Origin of the sequence: Shinella sp. (assembly GCF_052438155.1) — a bacterium.
GTDB lineage: Bacteria > Pseudomonadota > Alphaproteobacteria > Rhizobiales > Rhizobiaceae > Shinella.
This window is the reverse complement of record NZ_JBQVPI010000001.1, coordinates 450,282-473,068: the sequence shown is the minus strand read 5'-3', so window position 1 is coordinate 473,068 and position 22,787 is coordinate 450,282. Positions and strand designations below refer to the sequence as shown.

The 22,787-nt window shown below is 63.9% G+C and carries 18 protein-coding genes; 3 read left to right on the top strand and 15 right to left on the bottom strand.

Annotated features, from left to right (window positions below):
• Window positions 1-45: 45 nt before the first annotated feature.
• The 3 genes from ACT6VE_RS02205 to ACT6VE_RS02195 are packed head-to-tail and all read right to left on the bottom strand — an operon-like array spanning window position 46 to window position 5,782.
• Complete coding sequence (locus tag ACT6VE_RS02205; protein WP_444796983.1) at window positions 46-891, bottom strand: isocitrate lyase/PEP mutase family protein; 846 nt, start codon at window positions 889-891, stop codon at window positions 46-48.
• Entirely contained in the window at window positions 888-3,335 is a 2,448-nt protein-coding gene (locus tag ACT6VE_RS02200) for a GcvT family protein (RefSeq protein ID WP_444796982.1), read from the bottom strand. Before ACT6VE_RS02200 ends, ACT6VE_RS02205 begins: the two co-directional genes overlap by 4 nt.
• Complete coding sequence (locus ACT6VE_RS02195; RefSeq protein ID WP_444796981.1) at window positions 3,332-5,782, bottom strand: GcvT family protein; 2,451 nt, start codon at window positions 5,780-5,782, stop codon at window positions 3,332-3,334. Before ACT6VE_RS02195 ends, ACT6VE_RS02200 begins: the two co-directional genes overlap by 4 nt.
• Before the next feature lie 128 nt (window positions 5,783-5,910).
• On the opposite strand from ACT6VE_RS02195, the gene ACT6VE_RS02190 reads away from it, so the two are divergent.
• Both ACT6VE_RS02190 and ACT6VE_RS02185 read left to right on the top strand, forming a co-directional pair.
• Window positions 5,911-6,768: a LysR family transcriptional regulator gene (locus ACT6VE_RS02190; protein WP_444796980.1), complete on the top strand. Its 858-nt coding sequence runs from the start codon at window positions 5,911-5,913 to the stop codon at window positions 6,766-6,768.
• Between the two features lie 57 nt (window positions 6,769-6,825).
• Window positions 6,826-7,080, top strand: coding sequence for a hypothetical protein (locus ACT6VE_RS02185; RefSeq protein ID WP_444796979.1), 255 nt, complete (start codon window positions 6,826-6,828; stop codon window positions 7,078-7,080).
• Here ACT6VE_RS02185 and ACT6VE_RS02180 read toward each other — a convergent pair whose 3' ends face one another.
• The 10 genes from ACT6VE_RS02180 to ACT6VE_RS02135 all read right to left on the bottom strand — a co-directional run bounded on the left by ACT6VE_RS02180 (window position 7,081) and on the right by ACT6VE_RS02135 (window position 19,238).
• The gene (locus ACT6VE_RS02180) at window positions 7,081-7,857 is read right to left on the bottom strand and encodes an SDR family oxidoreductase (RefSeq protein WP_444796978.1); all 777 of its coding nucleotides are present in this window, start codon (window positions 7,855-7,857) and stop codon (window positions 7,081-7,083) included.
• A 68-nt stretch (window positions 7,858-7,925) separates the two neighbouring features.
• Entirely contained in the window at window positions 7,926-9,209 is a 1,284-nt protein-coding gene (locus ACT6VE_RS02175; protein ID WP_444796977.1) for an NAD(P)/FAD-dependent oxidoreductase, read from the bottom strand.
• A gap of 202 nt (window positions 9,210-9,411) precedes the next feature.
• Entirely contained in the window at window positions 9,412-11,061 is a 1,650-nt protein-coding gene (locus tag ACT6VE_RS02170; protein ID WP_444796976.1) for an OFA family MFS transporter, read from the bottom strand.
• 241 nt (window positions 11,062-11,302) lie between these two features.
• Window positions 11,303-13,318 (bottom strand): sensor histidine kinase, encoded by a 2,016-nt coding sequence (locus tag ACT6VE_RS02165; RefSeq protein WP_444796975.1) that lies wholly within the window; start codon window positions 13,316-13,318, stop codon window positions 11,303-11,305.
• Window positions 13,311-14,702, bottom strand: a complete 1,392-nt coding sequence (locus ACT6VE_RS02160) for a sigma-54-dependent transcriptional regulator (RefSeq protein ID WP_444796974.1) — start codon at window positions 14,700-14,702, stop codon at window positions 13,311-13,313. The genes ACT6VE_RS02165 and ACT6VE_RS02160 overlap by 8 nt, the downstream gene beginning before the upstream one ends.
• Window positions 14,703-14,794: 92 nt before the next feature.
• The gene (locus ACT6VE_RS02155) at window positions 14,795-15,016 is read right to left on the bottom strand and encodes a hypothetical protein (RefSeq protein WP_444796973.1); all 222 of its coding nucleotides are present in this window, start codon (window positions 15,014-15,016) and stop codon (window positions 14,795-14,797) included.
• A gap of 404 nt (window positions 15,017-15,420) precedes the next feature.
• Entirely contained in the window at window positions 15,421-16,473 is a 1,053-nt protein-coding gene (locus ACT6VE_RS02150; protein ID WP_444796972.1) for a sulfate/molybdate ABC transporter ATP-binding protein, read from the bottom strand.
• A gap of 20 nt (window positions 16,474-16,493) precedes the next feature.
• Window positions 16,494-17,360 (bottom strand): sulfate ABC transporter permease subunit CysW, encoded by an 867-nt coding sequence (gene cysW / locus ACT6VE_RS02145; protein WP_444796971.1) that lies wholly within the window; start codon window positions 17,358-17,360, stop codon window positions 16,494-16,496.
• On the bottom strand, window positions 17,344-18,207 hold the full coding sequence (gene cysT / locus ACT6VE_RS02140) for a sulfate ABC transporter permease subunit CysT (protein WP_444796970.1): 864 nt from the start codon (window positions 18,205-18,207) through the stop codon (window positions 17,344-17,346). The genes cysW and cysT overlap by 17 nt, the downstream gene beginning before the upstream one ends.
• A gap of 5 nt (window positions 18,208-18,212) precedes the next feature.
• Window positions 18,213-19,238 carry a sulfate ABC transporter substrate-binding protein gene (locus ACT6VE_RS02135; RefSeq protein WP_444796969.1) on the bottom strand — a complete coding sequence of 342 codons (1,026 nt, stop codon included), beginning with the start codon at window positions 19,236-19,238 and terminating at the stop codon, window positions 18,213-18,215.
• 294 nt (window positions 19,239-19,532) lie between these two features.
• Here ACT6VE_RS02135 and ACT6VE_RS02130 point away from each other — a divergent pair, with 294 nt between their 5' ends.
• Entirely contained in the window at window positions 19,533-20,192 is a 660-nt protein-coding gene (locus ACT6VE_RS02130; protein WP_444796968.1) for a glutathione S-transferase family protein, read from the top strand.
• Here ACT6VE_RS02130 and ACT6VE_RS02125 read toward each other — a convergent pair.
• Entirely contained in the window at window positions 20,189-20,542 is a 354-nt protein-coding gene (locus ACT6VE_RS02125) for a hypothetical protein (protein WP_444796967.1), read from the bottom strand. The two genes, ACT6VE_RS02130 and ACT6VE_RS02125, sit on opposite strands and share 4 nt — an antisense overlap.
• Window positions 20,543-20,577: 35 nt before the next feature.
• On the bottom strand, window positions 20,578-22,728 hold the full coding sequence (locus ACT6VE_RS02120) for a cellulose synthase (protein WP_444796966.1): 2,151 nt from the start codon (window positions 22,726-22,728) through the stop codon (window positions 20,578-20,580).
• Window positions 22,729-22,787: the final 59 nt, after the last annotated feature.

Below are 22,787 nucleotides of genomic sequence, written 5' to 3'. Positions count from 1 at the left end.
CTTCTCCCGCACCGCCTGGCGGGCCACCGGGGCGAAACTGTCTAGTCACGTATCGTCCGCCTCCCCCGCACCGGCGGCAAGCATCTCGTTGATCTGGTCACCCGACGCAGCAGCGGACAATTTTGCGAAACTGCCATCCTTCACGATGGATTCCATCTGCTCGGCGATAGCCGCATGGGTGACGCGGGCGATCATCGAGCCGAGCGAGATGCGGCGCACGCCCATCGCGGCCAGTTGCGGAACGGTGAGCTGGCGGAGCGGCCCGGCGGCAAGCGCATTGACCGGCTTTGCGACCGATTGCACCACGCGCTTCAACTCCTCGGCACCCGGCGGCACCGGCACATAGAGCAGGTCGGCGCCCGCCTTCTCGAAGGCCTGGATGCGCCGGATGGCCTCGTCGAGATCATAGACGCCGTTCATCACGCCGTCTGCACGCGCACAGAGAATGAAGGGTCGGCCGAGTGACCGGGCCGCATCGGCGGCAGCGCGGATACGATCGACGGCCAGATCGAAGCCATAGGCCGGATTGCCATCCACCATCTGCGTATCTTCGATCGAGCAGCCGGACAGGCCGACTTCGGCGGCGAGCCGGATCGTTTCGGCGACGTCCTCGGGCGCATCGACAAAACCGTTTTCGAAATCGCCGGAGACGGGGAGCGGCGTTGCGCGCACGAGATCTTCCGCGTGCTTCAAGGATTCATCGCGTGTCACGCGGCCCATGTCCGGCCGGCCGAGCGTAAAGGCGAAACCGGCGGAGGTGGTGGCGAGCGCGACGGCACCGGAGGCTGCCATCATGCGGGCGGAACCGATGTCCCAGGGGTTCGGGATGACGAAACAGCCCGACTGGTGGAGGTCGTGAAACCGCTGGTGGCGTTCGGCAAGCGTGGTCATGCGCGTACCCTTTCCGACTTGGGATCATACATCGGCGCCAGCGAGGCTTCCGCCTTCACCCGCACACCGGCAATCTCGACCTCGTAGCTGGAGGCAAGCACATTCGCCTCGCTTTCGCCGGCGCACGGCACATAGCCCAGGCCGATGGCGCCGCCGAGATGGTGGCCGTAGTTGCCCGATGTGATGGTCGAGACGATTTTTCCGTCGCGCACCAAAGCCTCGTTGTGGAAGAGCAGCGGTTCTGGATCGGCAAGCTTGAACTGTACCATGCGGCGCTTCAGCCCCTCTTCTTGCCTGCGCAGCACCGCATCACGGCCGATGAAATCGCCCTTCTTGGTGCGCACGGCAAAGCCGAGGCCGGCTTCCAGAACATGGTCCTCGTCGGTAATGTCGTGGCCGAAATGGCGGAAGGCCTTTTCGATGCGGCAGCTATCGAGCGTATGCAGGCCGCAGAGTTTCAGGCCGACATCGGCGCCCGCTTCTTCCAGGGCCTCGAAGACATGCGCCGTCTGGTCGGTGGAGACGTAAAGCTCCCAACCAAGTTCGCCGACATAGGTGACGCGGTGGGCGCGGGCGAGGCCCATGCCGATCTCGATCTGCCGCGCTGATGCGAAGGGATGCGCCGCATTGGAAAAATCGTTCGGGCTGACCTTCTGCATGAGTTCGCGCGCCTTCGGCCCCATGACGCAAAGCACGCTTTCGGCCGCCGTGACATCGGTGATGACGACGAACTCATCCTTCAGATGCTTGCGCAGCCAGGCAAGGTCGCGCTGCAGCGTCGCGCCCGGCACGACAAGGAAGAAGGCGGTTTCCGAAAGACGCGTGACCGTCAGGTCGCTCTCGATGCCGCCGCGGTTGTTCAGCATCTGGGTATAGACGATGCGGCCGGGGGCGACGTCCATCTGGTTGGCGCAGAGGCGTTGCAGGAAGGCGAGCGCATCACGCCCCTCCACGCGGATCTTGCCGAAGGAGGTCATGTCAAACAGGCCGACGCCGTTTCTGACGGCTAGGTGTTCTTGCCTCTGGTTCTCGAACCAGTTCTGCCGCTTCCAGGAATAGCGGTATTCCCGCTCCTGCCCTTCGTTGGCGAACCAGTTGGCGCGCTCCCAGCCCGCCACTTCGCCAAACACCGCGCCACGCGCCTTCAGGTGCTCATGCAGCGGCGAACGGCGAACGCCACGGGCCGTCGCCATCTGGCGATAGGGGAAATGGTCGGCGTAGAGCAGCCCAAGTGTTTCCGACACGCGGTCCTTGAGATAGGCGCGGTTCTTCTGGAACGGCTGGGCACGGCGGATATCGACCTCCCAGAGGTCGAACGGTGCCTCACCATCGTTCATCCATTGCGCCAGCGCCATGCCGGCACCGCCGGAGGAGACGATGCCGATGGAATTGTAGCCGGCGGCGACCCAGTAGCCCTTCAGTTCCGGCGCCTCGCCGAGATAATAGCGGTCGTCCGGCGTAAAGCTCTCAGGGCCGTTGAAGAAGGTGTGGATGCCTGCCGTCTCCAGCATCGGCATGCGGTTGATGGCATTTTCCAGGATCGGCTGGAAGTGATCGAAATCTTCCGGCAGCTGGTCGAAGCAGAAATCCTCGCTGATGCCGTCCATGCCCCAGGGCTTGGCCTTCAGCTCGAAGGCGCCGATCAACATCTTGCCGGCATCTTCCTTGTAGTAGGTGCACTCGTCCGGCACGCGCAGAACCGGTAGCCGCTGCAAGTTCGGGATCGGCTCGGTGACGATGTAGAAATGCTCGCAGGCATGCAGCGGCAGCGTAACGCCCGACATGTCGGCGAGCGTACGCCCCCACATGCCGGCGGCGTTGACGACGTTGTCGGTCTCGATCGTAAACGTCTCACCGTTCTGCTCGCAGGTGACGCCTGTCACCCGGCCGTCCTTGGTGACGACGGAGGTGACCTTGACGTTCTCTATGACCGTCGCACCGTTCTGCCGCGCGCCCTTTGCCAAGGCCATCGCGATGTTCGCCGGGTCGCATTGCCCGTCGAGCGGCAGGTGCACGGCGGCCTTCACATCCGCCGTGTTGAGGTGCGGATACATCGCCTTCACCTCGTCAACGGTGATTTCGCGCACATCGACGTCGAAGGCGCGGGCGAGCGAGGCCTGGCGGTAGATTTCCTCCTTGCGCTCTTCGGTCAGCGCTACGGTCATAGAGCCGCACTGGCGCATGCCGGTGCCGATGCCGGTCTCGGCCTCGAGCTTGGTGTAGAGGTCAGCGGAATATTTCGCGAGGCGCGTCATGTTCTGCGAGGCGCGCAGCTGGCCGATCAGGCCGGCCGCATGCCACGTGGTGCCTGATGTGAGCTGCTTGCGCTCCAAAAGCACCACATCCGTCCAGCCGAGCTTGGCGAGGTGGTAGGCGACCGAACAGCCGGATACGCCGCCGCCGATGATGACGGCTCTCGCCTTGGAGGGAATGGGCTTGCTCATGCACGCAGTCTTTCATTGTTGGGGTCGAACAGCGGGCCGTCCGGCTGGACCGTTGCCTTGAAACGATCACCGTAGATTTCCACCTCGATTTCCGTACCGGGCACGGCAAGGTCCGCCTTCAGCATGCCGAGCGCGATGGATTTGCCGGTGCGGTAGCCCCAGTTTCCAGAGGTCGTCTCGCCGACGACCTTTCCGTTGTGCCAGAGCGTCGACATGTAGGGCGCGTCGCAGTCGCCGGCCTCCACCGTCAGCGTCACGAAGCGCTTGGTGACGCCCCGCTGCTTCTCGCGCTCCAGCGCCGCCTTGCCCTTGAAGTCGGGCTTCGCCCAGTCGACGAAGCGGTCAAGCCCGCCTTGCAGGATCGTGTAGTCCGTCGAAAGATCGCCCTTCCAGGCGCGGTAGCCCTTCTCGATGCGCAGACTGTCGAGCGCCTCCATGCCGAAGGGTTTGAGGCCATGTTTCTGGCCCCCCTCCCAGACGGCATCGAAGATCGCCGCAGTGTCCTCGACCTTCGTATGGATTTCCCAGCCGAGTTCGCCGGCAAAGGAGACCCGCACAAGCTGGCACCAACGGCCGGCAATCTGGCAGCTCTGGTGCGTCAGCCAGCCCTTCGCGAGGTCCGCATCCGCGACCTCGGCGAGGATGGCACGGGACTTCGGGCCGGAGAGGATCTGGCAGGAGAAGTTTTCCGTGACGTCATCGATGGTGAAGCCGGCATCCTTGGGCGCATGCTTCTGCAGCCATTCGAAATCGTGCCACTGGGCGGTTGCCGCTGTGATGAGGAAGAAGAAATCCTCGTCCAGCATCATGACCGACATTTCCGTGACGATGCGGCCCTTGTCGTCGGAGAAATAGGCGAGACCGATGCGGCCGGGCTTTGGCAGCTTGCCGGTGGTGAGCGTCGAAAGCCACGCCGTCGCGCCCTCGCCCTTCACGCGGAAGCGCGAGAAGCCGGGCAGGTCGAGAATGCCCGCGGCCTCGGTGACGGCGCGGCATTCTTCCTCGATGCGTGGCCGCCACGGGCCTTCACGGTTCCAGGTCTGGGTCGACTCTTCCGAGGTGTCATCGCCGGGCTGGGCGTACCAGTTGGCACGCTCCCAGCCGTTATAGGGCTTGAACTGCGCACCCAGCGCCTTGATGCGATCATGGATCGGCGAATGCTTCTGGTCCCGGCCGGCCGGCCAGGCGTGTTTCGGGAAATGCATGGCGTATTCGTGGCCGTAGATTTCCATGCCCTTGGCGACGCAATACTCCTTGTCGGCGGCAAAGCTGGTGTAACGGCGCGGGTCGCAGGACCACATGTCCCACTCCGTCTCGCCTTCCGTGACCCATTCCGCCAGCACCTTGCCGGCGCCGCCGGCCTGGCAGATGCCGAAGGTGAAGACGCAGGCCTCATAGGCGTTCGGCACGCCGGGCATGGGGCCGAGCAGCGGGTTGCCATCCGGCGCATAGGGGATGGGGCCGTTGATCATGCGCGACAGGCCGGCCGTGCCGAGGATCGGCACGCGCTCGACGGCGTCGTTGAGATACCATTCGAGCCGGTCGAGATCGTCCGGGAAGAGCTGGAAGGAAAAATCATCCGGCATCGGATCGTCCGGCGTCACCCAGTGCGCCTTGCAGTTTCGCTCGTAGGGGCCGAGGTTCATGCCGGTCTTTTCCTGGCGCAGATAGTACGAGCTATCGACGTCGCGCAGCAGCGGCAGCTTGTGGCCGGCTTCGCGCGACCAGGCAGCGAGTTCCGGGATTTCCTCGAACAGCATGTATTGATGGCTCATTACCATCATCGGCACGTCGCGGCCGAACCATTTCCCCACTTCGCGGGCATAATAGCCGGCGGCGTTGACGACCTTTTCGCAGCGAATCTCGCCCTGCGGCGTGGAAATCACCCATTCGTCACCCTCTCGGCGCACGCCGGTGGCGGGACAGAAGCGGAAGATCTTTGCGCCCATGTCGCGCGCGCCCTTGGCCAGGGCCTGCGTCAGCTGCGCCGGGTCAATGTCGCCGTCATTGGGGTCGTAGAGTGCGCCCGTCAGGTCGTGCGTTTCGAGGAAGGGATACTTTCCGCGTATCTCGTCGGGTGAGAGGATGTCGAGATCCATGCCCTGGTAGCGCCCCATGCCGACGACGCGCTTGAACTCCTGCAGGCGCTCTTTCGAGTGGCCGAGGCGGATGGAGCCTGTGACATGGTAGTTCATGGGGTAGTCGACCAGATCGCCGAGTTCGCGATAGAGCGAGGCCGAATAGCGCTGCATGTTCATCAGCGACCAGGAGGAGGAAAAGGTCGGCACGTTGCCGGCGGCATGCCAGGTGGAACCGGCCGTCAACTCGTTCTTTTCCAAGAGCACGCTGTCGGTCCAGCCGGCCTTGGCCAGATGATAGAGCGCGGATGCGCCAACGGCACCTCCGCCGATGATGACGACGCGCGCGTGGGATGGCAGTCCGGACATTCTCGTTCCTCTTCTTTGGAGGGGATTTGTGGCAACCAAAACGCCGCGCAGCAAGCCGCGGAAATCGCTTTATTAATCGAATATGCCGATTACACTGCTACCAAACATTCACGAAATACGGCGCATCCATGCAAATTACCCTGATTGAGACATTCCTCGACCTGATGGAAACGAGGAACTTCAACCGCACGGCGGAGCGGCTGAACATCACGCAATCGACGGTCACCCACCGCATCAACGCGCTGGAGGCGACGTTCGCGCGAAAACTCTTCGCCCGCAACAAGGGCGGCACCCAGCCGACCGCTGCCGGCCTGCGGTTCCTCGATCATGCCAAAGCCCTGCAACATCAATGGCATGAGGCGACGCGCGCGGTGGAGACGGCAGGCGCCTATGAGCGCTCCATGCGCATCGGCCTGCAACACGATCTCGCGGCCCATTTTGCCGGCGACTGGCTGTCGGCCGTGCGCAAGGAACTGCCGGGCACCTCGATCTATCTGGAGGTCGACTATTCCAACCAGATGAACCGCGACCTCGGCGCCGGCGACCTCGACCTCGCCATCCTGTTCACCCCGCATTACCTGCCGGACCTGCACTACGAGCGCATCGGCGACGTGCATTACGAGATGGTCAGCAACAGGGCGACGCGGATAGAGGACGTGAGGCCGGAGGACTATATTCAGGCGGTCTATTCTCCTGCCTTCGACCGGCTGCACCGGCAGGCCTATCCGGGCCTTTCCACTGCTCCGATCGCCAGCGGCGAGACGACGGCCATCCTCGCGCTGATGCAGGAACTCGGCGGCTCGGCCTTCGTCATGGCCGCGGATGCGCAGCGCCTGATACGCACCGGCGCGGCGAGCCAGGTCGCCGGCGCCGAGCCGATTGCGCAGGCCGTCTACGCCGCCGTCAACGTGCGCACCCGCCACGCACACCAGCACCGGCGCATCATCGCGATCCTTCAGGCCCTGCTCGGCACCCCGAGCCATTGAAACCACCCGGCGCCATGCCTATTAACGGCGGACCCGAATCTCATGAAGGAATCACCCATGGCCGCCCGCGACCGCTACTCGCGCAAACTCGAATGCGCCATGTGCGGCAATTCCGGCTATGCCGAAGTCTCCGAGGACGACATGCCGACCCGGAAGAACCCGGATTTCACGGTCGATGCACTGCCGCGCGGCTTCCTTACCGAGCGGCCGTCGAAATATCCCGAAAAACACATGATCCGCTGCCGGTGCGGCCATGTCTTCAAGTTCCAGCAGAAGACGGTCTATGCCGAAGGCGGCGAGCCGCGGCGGTAGTTACCCCCGCCCGACAAACGGCATCGTCGTCGCCATAACCGTCATGGTCAGCACATTGGCATCGAGCGGCAGGCTTGCCATGTAGATCACCGCGTCGGCCACATGCTTGACCGACATGGTCGGCTCGCTGGCGATTTCGCCGTTCGCCTGAAGTACCCCGCCACTCATCCGCGCCGTCATGTCCGTCGCCGCATTGCCGATGTCGATCTGGCCGCAGGCGATGTCATATTTGCGCCCGTCAAGGGCAGTCGACTTGGTGAGACCGGTGATGGCGTGTTTCGTCGCCGTATAAGGCGCGGAGTTCGGGCGCGGCGCACTGGCGGAAATCGAGCCGTTGTTGATGATGCGGCCGCCGCGCGGGTTCTGCTCCTTCATGATCCTGAAGGCCTGCTGGGTGCAGAGGAAGGCGCCGGTCAGGTTCGCGCCGAGAATGCTTGTCCACTCCTCGAAGGGAATGTCTTCCAGGAGCGCCGGCGAAACATTGGAGCCGGCATTGTTGACCAGCACGTCGAGCCGGCCGAAATCGTGCTTCACCTGCTCGAAGGCCGTCGCCACCTGGGCCGGGTCACCGACATCACAGGCGATCGCCTTAACCGGATTGCCGGTCTCGCCGGAAATCTCTGCCGCCGCTTTTTCCAGTACCGCGGCCCGCCGGCCGGTGATGACGACCGCATAACCCTCGGCGCTCAAACCCCGCGCGATGGCCAGGCCGATGCCCGTGCCGCCGCCCGTCACGAGCGCAATCCTGTCCTTGCCGGTCTTGCCCCATTCGGTCATTCCGGATCATCCTCCTGTTTCCGATACCAGATGGTTTTGACGAAAATCCATCGGGAGGCAAGCGGCTCTCAGCCCTCGGCCCGGCGTTTCGCCACATCGGCCTGGGTGATCAGCCGGGCGCTGCGCTGGCCGGTCAGGTAGATCCAGAGCCAGCTCATGGCGACGGCGAGGCGATTGCGAAGGCCGATCAGGAAGTAGACATGGGCGATGCCCCAGGTCCACCAGGCAAGTCGCCCTTTCAGCTTGATCCAGCCGAGATCGACGATGGCCGCGCGCTTGCCGATGGTCGCGAGATTGCCGTCGCTGCGGTAGGCGAACGGTTTCGGCGCCGGTTTCCCGGCAAGACGGGCCGCGATCGTATCGGCCACATAGCGCCCCTCCTGCTTGGCCGCCGGCGCAACACCCGGCACGATCTTGCCGTCGCTCGTCGGCACATGCGCGGTGTCGCCGACCACGAAGATATCCGGATGGCCGGGTGCCGTAAGATCCGGCGCGACCAGAACGCGCCCTGCCCTGTCCGCCGGTGCGCCCAGCCATTCGGCCGCGGGCGACGCCGCCACACCGGCCGCCCAGAGAAGCGTCGCGGCCGGCAGCAGCTCGTCGCCGAGTTCGATGCCTTGCTCGCTGCATTGCGAGACAGCCTTGCCGGTGCGAACCTCGACGCCGAGCCGCTTCAACGCCCCTTCCGCATAGGCCGACAGGTCTTCAGTAAAACCCGCCAGGATGCGTGGGCCGGCCTCGACCAGCACCACACGCGCCTCCCGCGTATCGATGTTGCGGAAGTCGCGGCGCAATGTCTCGTGGGCGAGCTCCGCGATCGTGCCGGCAAGCTCGACGCCGGTCGGGCCGGCGCCGATGATGGCGAAGGTCAGCAGGCGGCGGCGCTCGGCCACGTCCGGTTCCCATTCGGCCTGCTCGAAGGCGGCGAGGATGCGCCGGCGGATCGTCGTCGCATCCTCCAGCGTCTTCAGGCCGGGCGCATAAGGCTCCCAGGCGTCATTGCCGAAATAGGCGTGGCGCGCGCCGGTGGCGATGATCAGCGTGTCGTAGGCAATGGCGGGTGCGTCCTCCAGCAGGACGGTTTTTACCTGCGTGTTGACGCCGGTGACCGTGCCGAGCAGCGTGGTGACGTTCTGGAAGCGGCTCAGCAGCGAGCGGATCGGCCAGGCGATTTCAGAGGTGGCGAGCGAGGCCGTCGCGACCTGGTAAAGCAGGGGCTGGAACAGATGGTGGTTGCGCCGGTCGATGACCGTGATGCGAACTGAGCCCTTGGCCAGATGGCGCGCTGCCTCAAGTCCTCCGAAACCCGCCCCGACGATAACGATATGGTGGTGGTCGTCGTTTGGCGTCATCCGATGCTCCGTCGCCTTCTGGGGCGACGCGTCAGGCGCGCGCCCTTCCGGTGCCGGACGTTAGCCGTTCTTGCGCTGCGGTGCCACCAAAAAGCCGGACGCCGTTCGCATGCGCGAAAAGAAACGTCCATGCCGACGAAAGCCGGCATGGACGCGCTTGGGAGGATCGCGCAGGGCTTCACCCTACGCATCCCGCGGAGGCCTAGAACAGGGCGGCCGTGTTCTTCAGCGTCACCCAGATACCCCACAGGAGCGGGATACCGACGACGGTCCAGGCCATCGCCGCCTTGGCATCCAGCCCGCCGGTGCCGATGCCGAAAGACCCCGTCGGGCCGGCATTCGCGGCCGCGGTCTTGGCCTGCAACGAGGCGACTTCCGCGTCCGACATGAACCATTTGTCGGCAAGCGGCCGCACCAGCGCATTGGCGACGAGACCCAGCGCCAGCATGCCGGCGAGGATGTACATCGTGCCGGTATAGAGCGACGGTCCCGGCTCGACGCCGGCAGCGATCTGCGCTTCGCGGATATAGTTCACCACGACCGGACCGACGATGCCGGCCGTCGCCCAGGCCGTCAGCAGGCGACCATGGATGGCACCGACGAACTGCGTGCCGAAAATGTCGGCAAGATAGGCCGGGATGGTGGCAAAGCCCCCGCCATACATCGACAGGATGATGCCGAAGGCGAGCACGAAGAGCGCCTTGTTGCCCATGTCCGCCAGCGTCGGGGCAAGCGCATAGAGCGCGATGCCGAGAACGAAGAACGTATAGTAGGTGTTCTTGCGGCCGATCTTGTCGGAGAGCGAGGCCCAGAAGAACCGCCCGCCGATGTTGAACAGCGATAGGAGGCCTGTGAAACCGGCCGCGATCGCGGCGATGGCCGCTTTCTGGTCCGTACCGAGCTGGCTGAAGGTCAGGTCCGGCTGGCCGATCAGGCGACCACCGAAAATTTCCTGCAGCATCGGCGAGGCCATGCCAATCACGCCGATACCGGCCGAAACGTTCAGGCACAGCACCAGCCAGATCAGCCAGAACTGTTGCGTCTTGTGTGCATCGCGCAGGTGAACGTGCTTGGTGGTGATCATGGTCGACTTGGAGGCCGGCGGCGTCCAGCCTTCCGGACGCCAGCCGGCCGGCGGAATGCGGTAACCGAAGGCACCACCCATCATGAAGCAGAAATAGATCGCCGCCATGACGAGGAAGGTCTGCCACACGCCGGGGCTGATGTCGGTCTTGAAAGCGTTCATCAACAGGTTCGCAAGAGGCGCACCGATCATCGCACCGCCGCCAAACCCCATGATCGCCATGCCGGTCGCCATGCCGCGCCGGTCCGGGAACCACTTGATCAGCGTAGAGACCGGGGAAATGTAACCGAGGCCGAGACCGACGCCGCCGATGACGCCGGCACCGAGCCACATCAACCACAATTGATGGCTCATGACGCCGAGCGCTGCGACGACGATGCCGCCGCACCAGCAACAGGCCGAGACGAAGCCCGCCTTGCGCGGGCCGACGCGTTCCAGCCAGCCGCCCCAGATGGCGGCGGAGCAGCCGAGCAAAACGAAGAACAGCGTGTAGATCCAGCCGAGATCGGCGACTCGCCAGTTGCAGCTCGTGGTGAAGAGCGCGGACAGAAGATTGAGGTCGGCGCAGGCCGGATCCGTAGCCGGAATGGCCTTCGAGAGCGGCAGCCAGAATACGCTGAAGCCATAGGCCATGCCGATACAGAGATGGATGGCGAGTGCTGCCGGCGGGACGAGCCAGCGGTTGAAGCCGGGTTTCGCGATGATGCGCTCCCGGTCGAGGATGCCGCCGGAATATGTCCCGGCATAGGTCTCGGTCGATGCAGTCATTGGGTCTCCTCCGCGACGCACCCCTCGGTGCGAAGATTTTCGTGATGGGGAGCCGGCGGAAAACCGCTCCTTCGGCACCCGAACACCTGCATCCTCCATGCAAGACGCCAGCCGCCGAACCTCCCGCCCGAACCTTTGCAAGGCCCGTGCCAAAGCGGTTTTCCTTCGAAATCAGTGAGTTGAATAAATTTCCGGAATCAAAATGGACAGTTTGTCCGGCTACGACGGACAAACTGTCCGGTCAGTCGGCCTCAGGCAACCAGACCGTAAACGTCGCGCCTTCGCCCGGCCGGCTTGCCACCGAGATGGCGCCGCCCTGCCGCGTCACCAGCGTCTGGCTGATGGAAAGGCCAAGACCGGTGCCCTCCTGCCGCTTCGTCGTGAAGAACGGATCGAAGATTTTCGCTGCCAGGTCCGGATCCATGCCGACGCCCGTATCGCTGATGACAAGCTCGATGCCCGGTCGCTCTTCGCGGTCTTGGTCGCGGGTCACGACGGTCAGCCGGCCACCATCCGGCATGGCGTGGATAGCATTGACGACAAGATTGACGACCACCTGCTGAAGTTCGGTGCGGTTCATCAGCACCAGCCGTTCCGTCGTGTTTTCCAATCGCACCTCGATTGCCGCCCGTGTCAGCAGATGCTGGACGAGCGGCAGGCAATCCGCCACCGCCATGCCCGGCGCGTGGCGGTCGACGAAACCGGCGAATTCCTCGGGCTTGGCGAATTGCAGGAGTTTCGTGACGATCTGGCTGATGCGCTGAATCTGCTCGTCGAGAAGCTGGAACTCCACCTTCGCCAGTTCGGCACGGTCGCCCACCACGGAGCGGATGACTTCCAGATTGCCCTGCATGACGGCGATCGGGTTGTTGATCTCGTGTGCCACGCCGGCGGTGATCTCGCCGATGGCCGCGAGCTTTTCCGAGAGAATGAGCTGCTTGGTGGTGGCTTCGAGCTGACGGTTGGCGAGCTGGAGTTCGCGCGTGCGCTCGTCGACGCGGGCGTTCAGCTCCTCGTTCCAGCGGCGCAATTCGAGATCGTTCTGTTCGAGTTGGTTCAAGAGGTCATCGAGATGCACGGCGACGCGGCCGATCTCGTCCTGGCTGTCGACGGGACCGGTGCGCGCGCCGAGATCACCGCTCTCGACCCGCGCGATGGTGACATCGACGCGCTCCAGCGGCTCGAAGATGCCGCGCGCCCAGCGCAGGAAGATCGGCACGCTGGCGGCCGTGATCACGAAGAAAGCGGCGACGATGGTCAGCACCGTCTGGTACTTCGCGGCCGTGAACGGCGCCTCCAGGAAACCGACATAGAGCATGCCGACACGCTTGCCGTGACTGTCGGTGATCGGCTCGTAGGCGGAAATGTACCAGTCGTTGACGACGAAGGCGCTGTCGAGCCAGGTGCGCCCCTCGCCCAGCACAGCGGAACGCACGGCAGCGGAGACGCGCGTGCCGAGCGCGCGGCGCCCCTCGAACAGGCGGACATTGGTGCTGATGCGCACGTCGTCGAGGAACAGCGTCGCCGTGCCCTGGCTGCCCTCCGGCAGGCTCGCCTCGCGATAGACGAGGTCGTTGATCGTATCGATGAAGACGAGGTTCTGGTTGAGCAGGATACCGCCGACAAGCACGGCGTTGCCACCATCACCGAGCGTGACGGGGCTGGCGCTCTGCACGACCATGCCACGGCCCTCCTCCGTGCGCTCTGTCGGCACGGCATTGGGCGTCTGCACGAGCGGCAGTTTCGCTCGGGCGGCAAGATCGGGAGACAGCGTTTCGAGGTCGGCATTGTCGAAGATGTCGATGCCCGTCGCCGGCTTACCCGTGAGTGCGTCGCGGATGACCGGCCAGTCGGTGCGGAGCGCGCCAGCGGTCTCCTCCGTGACGGACGCAACGAGCCGACCATCGGGCGCCATCACATAGAGAAAATCCAGCTCCAGCCGCGCCCGCGACTCTTCGAGAAGCGTCTTCAGCGCGGCGGTATCGTTCGCGACGTCCCGAAAGCGGGCTGAGGCGCCAAGCGCGGTGATGTGCTCGCCGGTATTGTCGAGGATATGGGCAAGGTATTGGTGCGCGATCGTCAGGTCGCCATTGACCTTGGAAATCAGCGTCGCGTCGAATTTTTCGTTCCAGCGATAGACCGTGACGCCGAGCAGCAGCGGCAGGATTACCAGCATGGGAAGAAGCGCGATCGCGAGCAACCGGTAGCGCACAGAGCGCGCCGGCCTGATGGTGCCGCTCTGCCTGCTGTCAGCCATCCCAGGCAGCCAGCTTACGGTCAATCGTCTTGCGGGAAATGCCGAGCTGGCGCGCCGCCTCGTCGCGCTGGCCGGTGCAGGCGGCGAGCACGGCGAGGATATGGCGTCGTTCGACATCCGCCAGCGAACCGGCCTCCGCGCTCGCGGGAGCAGAGACACCCGGCCCAAAGCCTTCCGGGAAGCGGCCGAGGATCAGCGTGCGCTCGATGAGATTGCGCAGCTCGCGCACATTGCCTGGCCAGTCATAGGCGGAAAGCGCCCGCCGCGCCGCCGCGTCGATCGGCACGGCGGGCATGGCAAGCTGGGCCGACAGCTTCTTCATGAAGAGTGTTGCCAGTTCCAGGGAGTCGCCCTCCCGCTCTTTGAGCGGCGGCAGGTGAATCTGCATGACGTTGATGCGGAAGAACAGATCGGCGCGGAAACGCCCGGCCTGCACCTCCTTCTCCAGCTCCGCATTGGTGGCGAAGACGAAGCGCAGATCGACCGGTACCTCACGCTCCGAACCGACCGGCCGCACCTTGCGATCCTCCAGCACACGCAGCAGCTTGCTCTGTGTCGCCGGCGGCATTTCACTGATTTCGTCGAGGAACAGGGTACCGCCCTGCGCATGCTGGAACAGGCCCTCGCGCGCCCGCTCGGCTCCGGTAAAGGCGCCCTTCAGGTGGCCGAACAGCTCGCTTTCGATCATATCTGCCGGGATTGCCCCGCAATTGACCGGCACGAAGGGTTTTGTGGCCCGGTCGGAGAGCGTGTGCAGCGAGCGCGCCGCCACTTCCTTGCCCGTGCCCGACTGGCCGGTAAGGAGAACCGTGGTCGGCAGCGGCGCCACGCGGGCGATGGTGTCGCGCACGCGGGCAATGGCGGCGGATTCGCCGATCAGCCGGTCGCGCAGCAGGATATGGTCGGAGGTCGCCTTCAATTCGTAGCGCAGCACATAGTTTTCACGTTGCAGGCGCATACGGTCGAGGCAGCGCGCCACGGCGTTGAGCAATTGGTTGGAGCGGAACGGTTTCAGGACGAAATCGACCGCGCCCGCCCGGAGCGCCTGGATGGCGGTTTCGAGATCGGCATAGGCAGTCATCAGGATGGCATCGGCAAAGAAGCCGATGGCGCGCTGTTCGGCAAGCCACTCCACGCCGTTCTTGCGCGGCATGATGTTGTCGAGGATCACCACGTCGAAATGATGCTGGTCGAGCTTGCGCGTGGCCTCGTCCGTATCGGCCGCCAGTTCCAGGCGTTTGCAGCGCGGCCCGAGTGTGCGCATGAGAAAATTGCGCATGCCCGGTTCGTCATCGACGACGAGAATCGAGGCTTGTGCCAGCCATGGTCCGAACTCCGGATCGGCGGACGTATCGCGCAGAGCGCGCACGGCTTCAGTCGGCACCAGCTTCCTCCCAGGTAGCGCTTCGGGCATCTACCATAAAAAGGTGCCGCCACGAGCACAAGGCACTCGCGGCGGCAAGACTGGAGGAGGTTTCAGGAGTGTAGATGAATGCGCTCGCGGCGTTCACGCATCGCCGCAAGCTCCTGTTCGATATGAATTTTCCGTGCATCTTCCATCGCCACGGCAATGGTCTGGCTGATGATGCGAACGCTGTCATCCGACATGAGCGACGATGCACCACGGCATTCCGCTGCATGAAGCTTGCAAAGCGCACTGGCAAGCAGTTGTGCATATTCTTCCGGTTTGCGACCCATATTCCCCATTCCTTCTTGATTATAACCACAGAAAACCACAGAATAATGCAAAAAGCCACAGTTTTCTCACATGCTAATGGAAAAAATTCTAGTCCGCGGCGCGCTCGTCCGCGCGCCGCAATGCTGGAAAACGAGCATGCCCAGAAATGGGGCAGGCTGCGCATCGCCTGTGGATCAACTTGTGGCAAAGACCGTGCCGCCCGTGTGAAATGCGTCAACATGCCGAAGGATGGCCGACGACAGGACAAACCTGCTGGCATAGGCCGCGTGAGCATGTAGGGGGGCAGAAAGGGGGACTGTTGCACATGGCAATGCAGTCATCCGGCGTGATCCGCCGGGCCGCACGGCGACAGCCTGCGGCGGGTGTTTTGCTTTGGGCCGGCTAGGTGCCGGCCCTTCGCGATTTACTCGGCAAACAGCTTCCACCGGGTCGGCCGGAAACGGATCGTCGTTCCGGTCGCCGCCAGGGCGTCGAGCGGGATCTCGATCTCGACATGGTGCGGCTCGCCGGGCTTGCCGATATCAAGATCGGCGATGCGCGTTCCGGCAAGGCGCCGGGATGTCGCGACGCGCCCCTCCAGGGCGGACGCTGCCGGATCGGTGACGAGGACAATATCCTGCGGACGGAAGAAAAGCGTTCCGGTTCCCGACGCGATGTCGTTGGCGTGGGGCGCGATGCCGATGGGTTCGTTCTGGAAGCGGACCGTGTTGTCTGCCACGCTCACCGGCACATGGGCGCTGTCGCCGATGAAGGAAAAGACGAAGGGCGAGTTCGGCCGGTCATAGACGTCGTCGGAGGAGCCGACCTGCTCGATCTTGCCCTGGCTCATGACGACGACGCGGTCGGCAAGTTCGAGGGCTTCCTCCTGGTCGTGCGTAACGAAGACCGTCGTGTGGCCGGTGCGGTCATGGAATTCGCGCAGCCAGCGGCGCAGTTCCTTGCGGACTTTCGCATCGAGTGCGCCAAAAGGTTCGTCGAGCAGCAGAACCTTCGGCTCGATCGCCATGGCGCGGGCCAGCGCCACGCGCTGGCGCTGGCCGCCGGAAAGCTGGTTCGGGTAGCGCTTTTCGAGGCCCGAGAGCTGCACCATCTCCAGGAGATCCGTGACGCGGCGACGGATTTCGGTTTTCGACGGCCGTTCACCGCGCGGACGCACCGTCAGGCCGAACGCGATATTGTCGGCGACCGTCATATGGCGGAAGAGCGCGTAATGCTGGAAGACGAAGCCGACATGGCGTTCCTGCACCGTCCTGTGCGACGCATCCTCATTGCCGAAGAAGATACTGCCGCGCGTTGGCGTTTCGAGGCCAGCGATGAGGCGGAGCAGCGTCGTCTTGCCCGAGCCGGAGGGGCCGAGCAGCGCGATCAGTTCGCCCGAACGAATGTCGAGCGAGACATCGTTCAGCGCGGGGTAGCGGTCGAATTCCTTGCGGATGTTTTTAACACTGACGTCCATCGAGGGCGTTGCCTTTCAATTCAATGCTTGCGGCCGGCAGCGATTTCCGCGCCGTAGTGAAGTTCGAGGGCCGTCTTGACGACGAGCGTCACGAGTGCCAGCGCGGCGAGTAGCGACGCCACCGCAAACGCAGCGACGAAATTGTACTCGTTGTAGAGGATTTCTACATGCAGCGGCATCGTGTTGGTCAGCCCCCTTATGTGGCCGGAGACCACCGAGACCGCCCCGAACTCGCCCATGGCGCGCGCATTACAGAGCAACACGCCGTACAGCAGCCCCCATTTGATGTTGGGCAGCGTCACGTACCAGAAGGTCTGCCAGCCGGAAGCGCCGAGCGACAGCGCCGCCTCCTCGTCGCCGGTGCCCTGCTCCTGCATCAGCGGGATCAGTTCGCGCGCAACAAAGGGGAAGGTAACGAAGACGGTGGCGAGTACGATGCCCGGCACGGCAAAGAGGATTTCGATACCATGGCTCTTCAGCCACGGCCCCAAAACGCTGCCCGCGCCAAAAAGCAGCACATAGACCAGGCCCGAAATGACCGGCGAGACCGAAAACGGCAGATCGATGAGCGTCGTGAGAAATGCCTTGCCCTTGAACTCGAACTTGGCGATGGCCCAGGCCGCCGCCACGCCGAAGACGAGGTTTAGCGGCACGGCGATGACCGCCACCAGCAGCGTCAGGCGAATGGCGGCAAGCGTATCGGGATCGCTGAAAGCGATGAAAAATTCCCCGCTCCCCTTGCGAAAAGCCTCGATGAAGACGGCGGCGAGCGGCAGCAGCAGGAAGAGCGCCAGAAACAGGAAGGCGATCGCCATCAGCGTATAGCGGGCGACGGGTGCCTCGGTGGTCGGCGAGTGCAGGCGGCGGGGATTATGCGCCATGACCATACCTCCTGCGGCTCCAGGCCTGGATGAGATTGATGACGAGCAGCATGGCGAAAGACAGCGCCAGCATGATCGTCGCAATCGCGGTTGCAGCACCGTAGTTGAACTCCTCCAGCCGGATGACGATGAGGAGCGGCGCGATTTCCGAAACGTAGGGGATATTGCCGGCGATGAAGATGACCGAGCCGTATTCGCCCACACCGCGCGCGAAGGCGAGCGCGAAACCCGTCAGGATCGCCGGTGCGAGACCCGGAAGCAGCACGCGGCGGACCGTCTGGAAACGGTTGGCGCCAAGGGTCGCTGCCGCCTCCTCCACCTCGCGGTCGATCTCTTCCATGATGGGCTGCACCGTGCGCACCACGAAGGGCAGGCCGATGAAGACCAGCGCGATGACGATGCCGGTCGGGTTGAAGGCCGCCTTGATGCCGAAAACATTCAGGATCTGACCGACCCAGCCGTTCGGCGCATAGAGCGCGGCAAGCGCGATGCCCGCCACCGCCGTCGGCAGCGCGAAGGGCAGGTCCACCACCGCATCGATGATGCGCCGGCCGGGAAACTCGTAGCGCACGATGACCCATGCGACGATGACGCCGAACACGACATTGATGAGGGCTGCGATGAAGGCCGTGCCGAAGGAGACCTCCAGCGCCTTGATCGTGCGTTCGTCGGCAAGGATTGCAAAAAACTCCGCACCCGACAGCGAGGCGGAGCGCCAGACGAGGCCGGCGAGCGGGATGAGGATGATGAGGGTCAGGTAAGCGAGCGAAAAGCCGAGCGTCAGTCCGAAACCCGGAATGACACTCGGCTGTCTCAGTCGCCACCGCACCGAAGCAGCAGCAGATGTCGTCAAAGGTTTCAGTTCCCCGGCTTGTAGATCTGGTCGAAGACGCCGCCGTCACCGAAATGCTCGGGCTGTGCCTTCACCCAGCCGCCGAAGATCGGATCGTCGATCGTCACCAGCTTAATGTCGGGAAGCTGTTGCAGCAACTCGGGTTTTACCAGTTCGCGCTTCGACGGACGGTAAAAGTGTTTTGCCGCGATGTTCTGGCCTTCCTCGGAATAGAGGTAGGCGAGGTAGGCTTCGGCCTGCTTGCGCGAGCCCTTGGCATCGACATTGCCATCGACGACAGCGACCGGCGGTTCCGCCAGGATCGAGATCGGCGGAGCGACGATGTCGAAGGAGTCCGCGCCGAATTCGGCACCGGCGAGATAGGCCTCGTTTTCCCAGGCGAGCAGAACGTCACCGATCTGGCGCTGTGCGAAGGTGGTCAGCGAACCGCGTGCGCCCGTGTCGAGAACCGGCGCGCGTTTGTAGAGTTCGGCAATATACGCCTTGATCTTATCCTGATCGCCGCCGAATTCCTGGTTCGCCCAGGCCCAGGCCGCAAGGTAGTTCCAGCGCGCGCCGCCCGAGGTTTTCGGGTTCGGCGTGACGATCTGAACGTCACCCTTCACCAGGTCACCCCAGTTGTGGATGCCCTTCGGGTTACCCTTGCGGACCAGGAACACGATGGTCGACGTGTAGGGCGAGGAGTTGTTCGGCAGCCGGCCGCGCCAATCCTTGGCTATCTTGCCGCTCTTTTCGACGATGGCGTTGATATCGCTTTCGAGCGCCAGCGTCACGACGTCGGCTTCGAGACCGTCGATCACCGCACGGGCCTGCTTGCCCGAGCCGCCATGCGACTGCTGCACCGTGACGTCTTCGCCCGTCTCGGCCTTCCAATGCTTTGCAAAGGCTTCGTTATAGTCCTTGTAGAGTTCGCGCGTCGGGTCATACGACACGTTGAGCAGCGTCGTTTCCGCGAACGCTGTCGTGACGCTGCCGAGCGCAAGCCCGACCCCAAGAAGCAAAGCCCCTACCCGTTTTACCAAAATCGACATCTCAACCTCCTGGATGCTTATCCCGCCTAAAACCCTATTGAATTAGTAGAGTTAGTCAACAATGCCCGGATAGTTCGCAAAACAGGTTCTCTTTCGGTGCGAAACCGGCAAAACGCGCATCGCCAAACAGCCACTGCATGGAACGTACATTGGGGAGAGTTGCGCTCGCAGGAGTATATTCGTTCCGGAAGAAATACCAAAATCACCCGTCGGTGGCGTCGCCTTCGCCGGGATAACCGATTGCAATATGCAAGCGGTTTTGCGATAAAGAGCTACCTGATGGAGGAGATCACCATGAAGCCTGCTCTCTATGCCCACCCTTTTTCGAGCTACTGCCAGAAGGTGCTGACGGCGCTTTATGAAAACGGCACCGAATTCGAATACCGCATGCTCGACCACAACGACCCCGACACGCTCGCGGATTTCGAGACTCGATGGCCGATCAAGCGCTTTCCCATTCTCGTCGATGGCGATCGCACGGTCATGGAGGCAAGCGTCGTCATCGAGTATCTCGGGCTCCACTATCCCGGCCCGGTCATGCTCATCCCGGACGATCCGAAGGCGGCAATCGAAGTGCGCATGCTCGACCGTTTCTTCGACAATTACATTTCGACGCCGCAACAGCGGATCGTCTTCAACTCGATCCGGCCGGAAACGGACCGTGACCCCTATGGCGACACCGAGGCACGCGACATGCTGGCGCGCGCCTATGCCTGGCTGGACCGGCATATGGAGAGCCGGCTCTGGGCCTGCGGCGACGCCTTTACGCTCGCCGATTGCGCCGCCGCGCCCTTCCTGTTCTACGCGGACTGGACGCACGCCATCGACCCGGCCTTCACGCATGTACACGCCTATCGCAGACGCCTGCTGGCGCGACCGTCCTTTGCCCGCGCCGTGGACGAGGGCCGGCCCTATCGAAAGTTCTTTCCGCTTGGGGCGCCCGACCGGGATTAACCCGCCGGGCAGTGTCGGCGCTCGGCCTTTGTTGCCTCGCGCTCGATCCCGGTTGCGATGAACGACGGCAAGTTTTGCCCGCGACGTTCGACGCGACCGGTCAGAACCAGACGGCCGAAATAGAGCGCATCCGTGTCCCGGATGCGCTGCTGGTCGGCCTTTGAAAGCCGGCTGATGTCAGGATAGCTGCCTTTGAACGCCTGCCCGGTCGCGAGATTGCGCACCGCCGAGGATGGGCATGGCGCCTTGAAGCAACGAAGGCCGTTGTCGCAAACAATGTAGCTGCCCTCAGCCGCGGCAAGCGGAGAGGCGAGCAGGAACAGGACAACGATGGCAGGTTTCAGGTGCATATGCATCCTCCGCAGGGATTGCGGCCAAACCGCGGTTACTTGCGGCCGTCACGCTCGTTGCGCATTTCGGCAAGTGCGCGGACCGCATCCCGCTGGCCGGTCTCGCCAAGAGCCTCGAAGAGGCGAAGCGCATCGTCGCGCATGCCGAGATTCTTGTAGGCATAACCGCGCATCACCATGAGATCCGTCGGCTCGGCACGCAGGTGTGCCCGCTGATCGAGGTACACCAACGCTTCACGATAGCGGCCGGCCCGGAAGCTGCTGACCGCGCGGTCGGAAAGGATCGCCAGCTGCAATTCTGCGCCGCGGCTGCGGTCGAGCTTGGCCCTGGTGGCCGCCACGGCTGCATCGCTGGTCAGGCCGGCGCGAAGGTAGGCAAGGCTCTGGCCGTAGGCGGCGTCGCTGCGCGTACGCCCCTCGCCTGACAGAGCCGCCTCGAAGGCCTGTGCCGCCTCCAGCGGCCGGTTGATCTCCATCAGGCACCAGCCGAGCGACAACGCGCTTGCCGGCGCCAGGCCGCGCGGATCACGCGTGCTGCGGCAATCCGTCGAACCGCCTGCCCGTCGTGTCGTGCGCGCCGTGCGCTGTGGCCTTTCGGAGACCTCCTCGACCACTTCGCGCACGGGAACGCGGCGTTGGGTGCGGACAATGCGCGGCTCACGCTCGCGCAGCACGGGCGCTGCGTCATCGGTCGTATCGCGCTCGCCAAGCCGGGCGATGCGCTCCGACCGTCCGGCCCATGCCTGCTTGACCGCGGCGAGACCTGCCTCGTCCTCGAGCCGCAACCGCGCGACACCGAGGCCGTAGGCGGCGGGTTCGTAATCCGCCTTCCATTTCAGCACCAGCGCGAACCATTCCTCGGCCGTGGTCGGCTGGTCCATGGCGAGCGCATACCAGCCGAATTGCTCGCCGGTCTCCGGGTGTTTTTCCTCGAGCGTGACCTGCGCGATGCGGTTCAGCACCTTGCCGTCGATTTTCTTTGGTGGATCGAGCGCCAGAAGGTTGGTGGTGGCGGCGAGGTAGGTCTGCATCGCCTGGTCGGAACTGGTGCGCCAGGCATACATCACGTCCTCCGCCTCGGCCGGCATCTTGCGCGCCAGCAGGATCAGCGCCAGGCCCTGTGAGGCCGAGGCGGAATCCTCGACGGCACGCGCCTTGCGGAAGAACGGTTCCGCCGCCGCATTCTGGTCACGACGCAAATGGTACCAGCCGAGCAGCAGCGCGTCGGAAGCAAGCCCCTCGTCCGCCACCAGCTTTTCGACGATTTTCAGATAGGCGGGCGCCACGGTGAGCGTGGCGTCCTCGTCGCCCTCACCGACGAAGCGGCGGGCGAGATCAGCGCGAATGGGATCAAATTCCTTGACGCCGTCAGGGCCGGTCCGCTCAAGGGCAAGGAGATCCTGCATGTCGGCATAACTGAGCAGGGTCGAGGCTTTCTGCACGCTTGCAAGCCGGATCGGTCCATCCGTGCAATTGGCAAGCATGTAGCCATAGGTATCCTTGGCGCGCTGGACACGATCGGTCTTCACGAAGGCCTCGGCCACGCGCCAGAGCACATCCGCGTCCGAGCAGGTCAGCAGGCTCGGCGTTTCCGCACCAAGCCGCACGACGTCCTCGCTGCGGCCGGCATTGGAGGCCGCCACCAGCTCGGCGCGCTTTTCCGCCACGGCGAGGCGATCGACAAGATCGGCCGGCGGCGTCCATTGCGGGTCTTCCTGCTGGCGTTTGGCGATGGCCGCGCGCACGTCCGCATAACGCGACTGGCTGTACAGCGCCCACATGTCCTCAAGTTGCTTGTCCTCGTTGACAGGCACGGCGAGCGGGTTTTCCGGCGGTATCCAGGTGGGATAGAGCGTGCGCAGCCGGGCGATCTCGGCATTGAGCCGGGCCGTATCGCCGCGCGCCGCAAAGTAGCGTAGCGCGCTTTCGTCGACGACCGGCTTGTTCTGCGTGGTTTCGACCGCCGGTGTCGTCTGCGCCTGCCCGGTTCCGGCCTGGGCAAGCTCCACGCGCGGCCGCTTTACCGACAAGGATTGCGCATCCTCTCCACCGGTGGCAGCGCCCTGCGTGTCCGGCCCGAGGCGCGGCAGGCCCTTCATCATATCGTCAGGCACGCCGAAGGACACGCCTGCGACGCTGGCCGCGCCGGCGGAGACGAGGACGAGCGCCATAAGGATCGACTTCATCCCGAATTTCCTTCGGTACATCACTCACATCCGACTCCGGCTTGGACCGCGACGACACC